Origin of the sequence: Microcystis sp. LEGE 08355 (assembly GCF_015207185.1) — a bacterium.
GTDB classification, from domain to species: Bacteria; Cyanobacteriota; Cyanobacteriia; order Cyanobacteriales; family Microcystaceae; genus Microcystis; species Microcystis panniformis.
The window spans coordinates 1-4,909 of sequence record NZ_JADEXI010000358.1; the positions used below are offsets into that span (position 1 = coordinate 1).

A 4,909-nucleotide genomic window follows, 5' to 3' on the forward strand; every position below is an offset into this window, starting at 1 on the left:
AATCAACACCCTGCATAATTAAAATTTTAGCGGCTAGGGATTCGGGATCGGTGGTGATAGCGAGTAATAGATGTTCAGGTGCGATCGCCTGTTCCCCTAATTGTCGAGCTTCCTGAAATGCTTGCTCGAACATCTTTTTCGCTTTCGGGGTAAAAGGGATATTAACGGGACTGTAACCGGTGCCGCGGCCGGTCATTCCTTCAATCACGCGGCGACTTTCGTGCAGGGTGACTTTTAAATCCTTGAGAATTAAGGCTGCGGTGGCGGTGGCTTCTCCTATCAATCCTAACAGTAAATGCTCCGTACCCACGACACTGTGACTGGTACGACGGGCTTCTTCTTGGGCGAACATCACCGCTTTGATAGCTTTCTGGTTAAAGTATTCAAACATGATCGACGGCTTCCTGGCTACTGGGCTTTACCTGTTACTGTAACGTTTTCTTTACATTAGCCGGAAGGGGGATATCCGTATCAGTAGGGTGGGTTAGGGGACAGGAGTGCGGAGTAGGGGCAATTCATGAATTGCCCCTACTAGCGGGCGCATCGCACGGGTCATCTTTTACATCAGCCGAGGGGCGGCTTCTGTGGTAGGCCGCCAATTGCGAATCGAGTTGCTCTGATGAGCTTCTGGTATTGCATTATGAACTGGAGGCGGCGTGAATTCTGCTTAAGGGAAAACGCTATGGCTCAAGTAGCGGTTAGCGGAATTTTGAACCCTATTACCGAATCTTACACACCGCGCCACAATCCCTCACGGAAGGCGATCGGTCGCCTGAGAAGCAGTAAAACAGGGGAAAATACCTGAGACTCTTTCCCCTATGAATCCCTAAGCTAGGGAGAAGAATATAAAGATTTATTAAATTGTAGCTTAGGATACAGTTGTTGGGGGGGGAGTGTGTACCTTTGTTGGAAAGTCGTCTTTGGGGTTGGGTTGCGCTGTCGCTTAACCAAACCTACAAAGGCTAATTTTGCTTACAACTTAAATCTATACAGCAGTAGATTCTATGGCAAGTGATTATCAAATTGAGGTTACAGTAATTCAAGATAGTCAGGTGAGAAAAATACATTCACTTTTGACTCTTTCCTGTGTTGCTACAACGGCAATTCTGCTCCTATTGTTCGATGGAAAAACCCATGCAGGCCAGTGTCTGCGCCCAGGTGCGCGATCAAGGATACACCAAGAAATGACTACGATACGAGTGCAAATTGATGGACTTGTAAGGAGAGTTTATAACCTGCGAAAAGATCTTAATGAAGCTCAGAGAGTAGCCAGTAAAACTTTTCTTTTTTCATTTGAATCTACCTTAGCAGTTACTTTAGCACAATTTGTAACTATCCCGAAATTAAACGCAGAAATAGAATATGGTCAGAATCTGATTGATCAGCACTGGAAGCATTGGAATAGGTATAATGACTATTTAAAACTTCCTGATTGTGAGCAATCTCCTCCTACTCCTCCTCCTGTTCATGATCGAACACCCCCTCGTCCCCGAACTCCTACTCCTTCTTGTGTCCATTTCGGGATACCCAATGATGAATCTGTACCCCACCCATGTCAGAATCTTACGGGTGCAGAACAATAAAAAGTTCAGGTATATACCCCAAAATAGTCCTACTGTTCAGTAATTTTACTTTCAGCGAGAATTTCTTGGAGGACGGGGGATAAATTGCTAGTTAAACGGCCGGCTCGAATAAATTCAGCGTAGGTATCAGCTTCGATATCTAGGAGGGTTTCCCGAAGTTGTTCCATTGTTAATAGTTGTAATTGGGGATAACTATCGTTGAGAGATTGAATTTCCGCTTCTACGGTCTTTAACTTTTCTTTGACAAGATGCTGCTCATAACTAAAAAATTCGGGGGCAACATCGGGAGATTTATCTAACTTAGAAAGATAGTCTAAAACTCTTTTTAAAGCTACCCGTCGGGCTAAAAGTTCTGCATAGTTTTCTCGAATTGGTTGATCACCGATCAAGTCTAATCTCGATAGGAAAGTTTGAATAGTTAATCCCTGAACCAAAAGGGTAAAGAGAACAACTCCGAAGACGATATCGATGATATCCTGACGATTGGGAAAAATAACCGGCACACTTAAAGCTAGGGCAATAGAAACGGAACCGCGCAAACCTCCCCACCATAAAACCGTTTTTTCCCGCCAATTAATTTTAGTTTCCATCAAGGCATTACTAACAGTTGCCAAAGCAAAGGTAGCCAGAAAACGGGCCGCCACCACGGCGGCGATCGTGATAAAAATTAAATTGAGATTATCGGCTAAACTGGAGAGACGGATCTGATCGCCGATGAGGAGAAAAACGATCGAATTGACAAAAAAAGCGAGAAACTCCCAGAATTCCGTGACTAATAGCCTGGTACGGGGACTCATACTGATTCTAGAGCCAAAATTACCTAAAATAATCCCCGTAGTCACCACTCCGATTACCCCCGAACCCCCGAACTCCTCGGTTAATAAATAAGCACCGTAGGCGGACACAAGAGTTAAAGACTGTTCCACTAGGGGTAAATCGAGACGTTGAGTCAGATAGGAAATACCAAAACCCACTAAACAACCCACTGCCACCCCGATACCGATAAAAGCGGCAATCCGGCTAATAGTTGTCTCTAAGGATAGACCACTAGCACCGAGGGGAATTTCCACCAAAAGAGCGAAAGCGACCACAGCGACCCCATCATTAAATAAGCTTTCCCCTTCCAAAAGCACGGTGAGCTTTTTACTGGCCCCTAATTCGCGAAAAAGAGCGACAACAGCGACGGGATCCGTAGAAGAAAGGCTCGCACCCACTAATAATGCCGTAAATAGGGGTAAATTGGTCAATTCATCTAGGGTAAAACCAACCCCGAAAATCGAGATAATTACGCCGACAATAGCGAAAAGACTGACGGGAATCCAATTATCCTTCAGATCTCGCCAGCGGGTATTCCAAGCGGCTTCAAATAGCAAAGGGGGCAGAAAAATTTCTAGAATCAGTTCGGGGGATAGGTTTACCAGACGGATATCGATGAAGGCTAAACCCAAACCGACTATCACTAACAATAGGGTGTAAGGAATTTGGCGAAACCAGCTAAAAATCCTCGAAACCGTGGCCACACTCAGGGAAACGGACAAAACAATTAGAAATTGTTCTAAATTTTGCTTAATGACTTCATCGGTAGCGGATTCTAAACTCATTGGGTGGGAGGCAATCGGTGAGCGGACGTGCAAGAAAAGAACAATCTAAATTATTATTACACTTTAGAACCAGTGATTTTTTCTCCTAAACCCAAGTTTTTCTGCTGGCAATTCCTTATTATCTATGTCCTTGACTATGCCTCAGTCTGCCGAGTCCTCCACGGGTGAGGATTTACCCCTAGCTATCTCACCCAGTAACGAGCAGTTAGAGAGTATTAATAGCTATTTAAACCTGATTTTGGTTGCTTTAGTCTCTCTAGCTAATTTAGACTCCGAGTCTATCACCCAAGCAGCCCAAGAATTAGCCTTAGATCTGGATACAAGCGATCGCCTAGTTGCCCACCACTGGCAACCCCAGTCAAACCTCTCCCTAGCGGACATCCGTTCTCTAGTTCTCCTCCTCTGTCATCTAGCCCAAAAAAAGCAAGAGTTAATCCGTCGCGCCGTAATTCTCTTGGAACAAGTGGGAACTCAAGGACAAGAACCGGTCAAAACCACGCTTTTAGGCAATTATATCGCTAATTTTCGCTTAAAATACCCAGAAATATCGGAAAATAATCTCATTGATTCTAGCCTAACTTCCCTAGCTTGGAAATTATTAATCGATTTATTGTTCTACAGCAGTCCCCGCAGTCATCTCCTTCTTTGGCACACCCTTTTGGCAAGTCAAAAATAAAAAGCCTATCAGTTATCAGTTATCAGTTATCAGTTATCAGATGTAAGTTTTCAGATGTAAGTTTTCAGATGTAAGTTTTCAGTTCACTGTTTACTGTTTACTGGACGGCTACGCCGTGCCTTTGGCAACACTGAAAAAAAAGCTTCCCAGTTCATAATTCATAATTCATAATTCATAATTCATAATTCATAATTTATAAGTACCTAAGCAAAATTAATTACACATATCTAACCACCTCTTGCCTCTTGCCTCTTGCCTCTTGCCTCTTGCCTATCTTCACTAGGAAATTAATTTTGCACGACTACTTAATTTATAATTCCCACCGATAACTAAAAATGAGTAATCTAATTCGCAAATATACACCCCCCACCTGTACCCTAGAAATTTGGGGAAATAGTTCGCCCCTAGCGGTTTGGCTAGGTAAAAATGTCTTAAACGATGCTCACTTTCAATTGCGCTTTGATGATCCTAGATTGAGTGAGGAAAAGCAGGTGACGATCAAAGGCGATCGCACACAATTACAACTACTAGGGGAAATTGTCGCTAATTATGTGCAGAATTTACTCTCTAGTCCTGTTTCTACCCTCTCTTTCGTGGCTAGTGGTTCCCCCGAAAGTCATCTCCCCTCCTTACCCTCTCTCCGTTGTCAGGGACTTCTCCAGCATCAATTATTTTTAGGTTCCTTGCTAACCGATAGGGATAAACAGGAGATTGAATTAACCACATCGCAATTATTCGACCTAGCCAATGCTTTAGGGGAATATAACCATGAAAGTCCCCTAATACCCCCACTAATTCGCCAGAAAAATCGAAAAAATGCCCTGATCTGGACGGGATTAATCGCCTCAGCCCTAATAACTATCGGGGGAATAGCGATCGCATTTTATCAACAGCAAGAATTGGCCAACAATGATTTAACCATCGATCCCAATAGCACCAAGATTCCCCAACCCTTGCCAACTCTGCCTTTACCCCCCACGGGAACAGCCGCCCCCAACACGCAGTTACCGGCACATTTGGGCCATAAAACCCGTTTACCGCCACCGCCA

General features: G+C 44.0%; 6 protein-coding genes. 4 read left to right on the forward strand and 2 right to left on the reverse strand.

The window, feature by feature from the left end; translation table 11 throughout:
- Positions 1 to 391 (reverse strand): Clp protease N-terminal domain-containing protein (locus tag IQ242_RS16815; RefSeq protein WP_305070284.1); only part of this gene is annotated, 391 nt, incomplete at its 3' end.
- A 291-nt stretch (positions 392 to 682) separates the two neighbouring features.
- Between IQ242_RS16815 and IQ242_RS26770 the strand changes: the two genes are divergently transcribed.
- Both IQ242_RS26770 and IQ242_RS16820 read left to right on the forward strand, forming a co-directional pair.
- Positions 683 to 805: a hypothetical protein gene (locus IQ242_RS26770; RefSeq protein ID WP_255520667.1), complete on the forward strand. Its 123-nt coding sequence runs from the start codon at positions 683 to 685 to the stop codon at positions 803 to 805.
- Between the two features lie 199 nt (positions 806 to 1,004).
- Positions 1,005 to 1,583: a hypothetical protein gene (locus IQ242_RS16820; RefSeq protein ID WP_193960759.1), complete on the forward strand. Its 579-nt coding sequence runs from the start codon at positions 1,005 to 1,007 to the stop codon at positions 1,581 to 1,583.
- Positions 1,584 to 1,612: 29 nt separating this feature from the next.
- On the opposite strand, the gene IQ242_RS16825 is transcribed toward IQ242_RS16820, so the two are convergent.
- Positions 1,613 to 3,184, reverse strand: a complete 1,572-nt coding sequence (locus IQ242_RS16825; protein ID WP_193960760.1) for a Na+/H+ antiporter — start codon at positions 3,182 to 3,184, stop codon at positions 1,613 to 1,615.
- Positions 3,185 to 3,320: 136 nt separating this feature from the next.
- On the opposite strand from IQ242_RS16825, the gene IQ242_RS16830 reads away from it, so the two are divergent.
- Complete coding sequence (locus IQ242_RS16830) at positions 3,321 to 3,860, forward strand: DUF3038 domain-containing protein (protein WP_193960761.1); 540 nt, start codon at positions 3,321 to 3,323, stop codon at positions 3,858 to 3,860.
- Positions 3,861 to 4,195: 335 nt separating this feature from the next.
- Positions 4,196 to 4,909: DUF4335 domain-containing protein (locus tag IQ242_RS16835; RefSeq protein ID WP_193960762.1), on the forward strand; the 714-nt coding region annotated here is incomplete at its 3' end.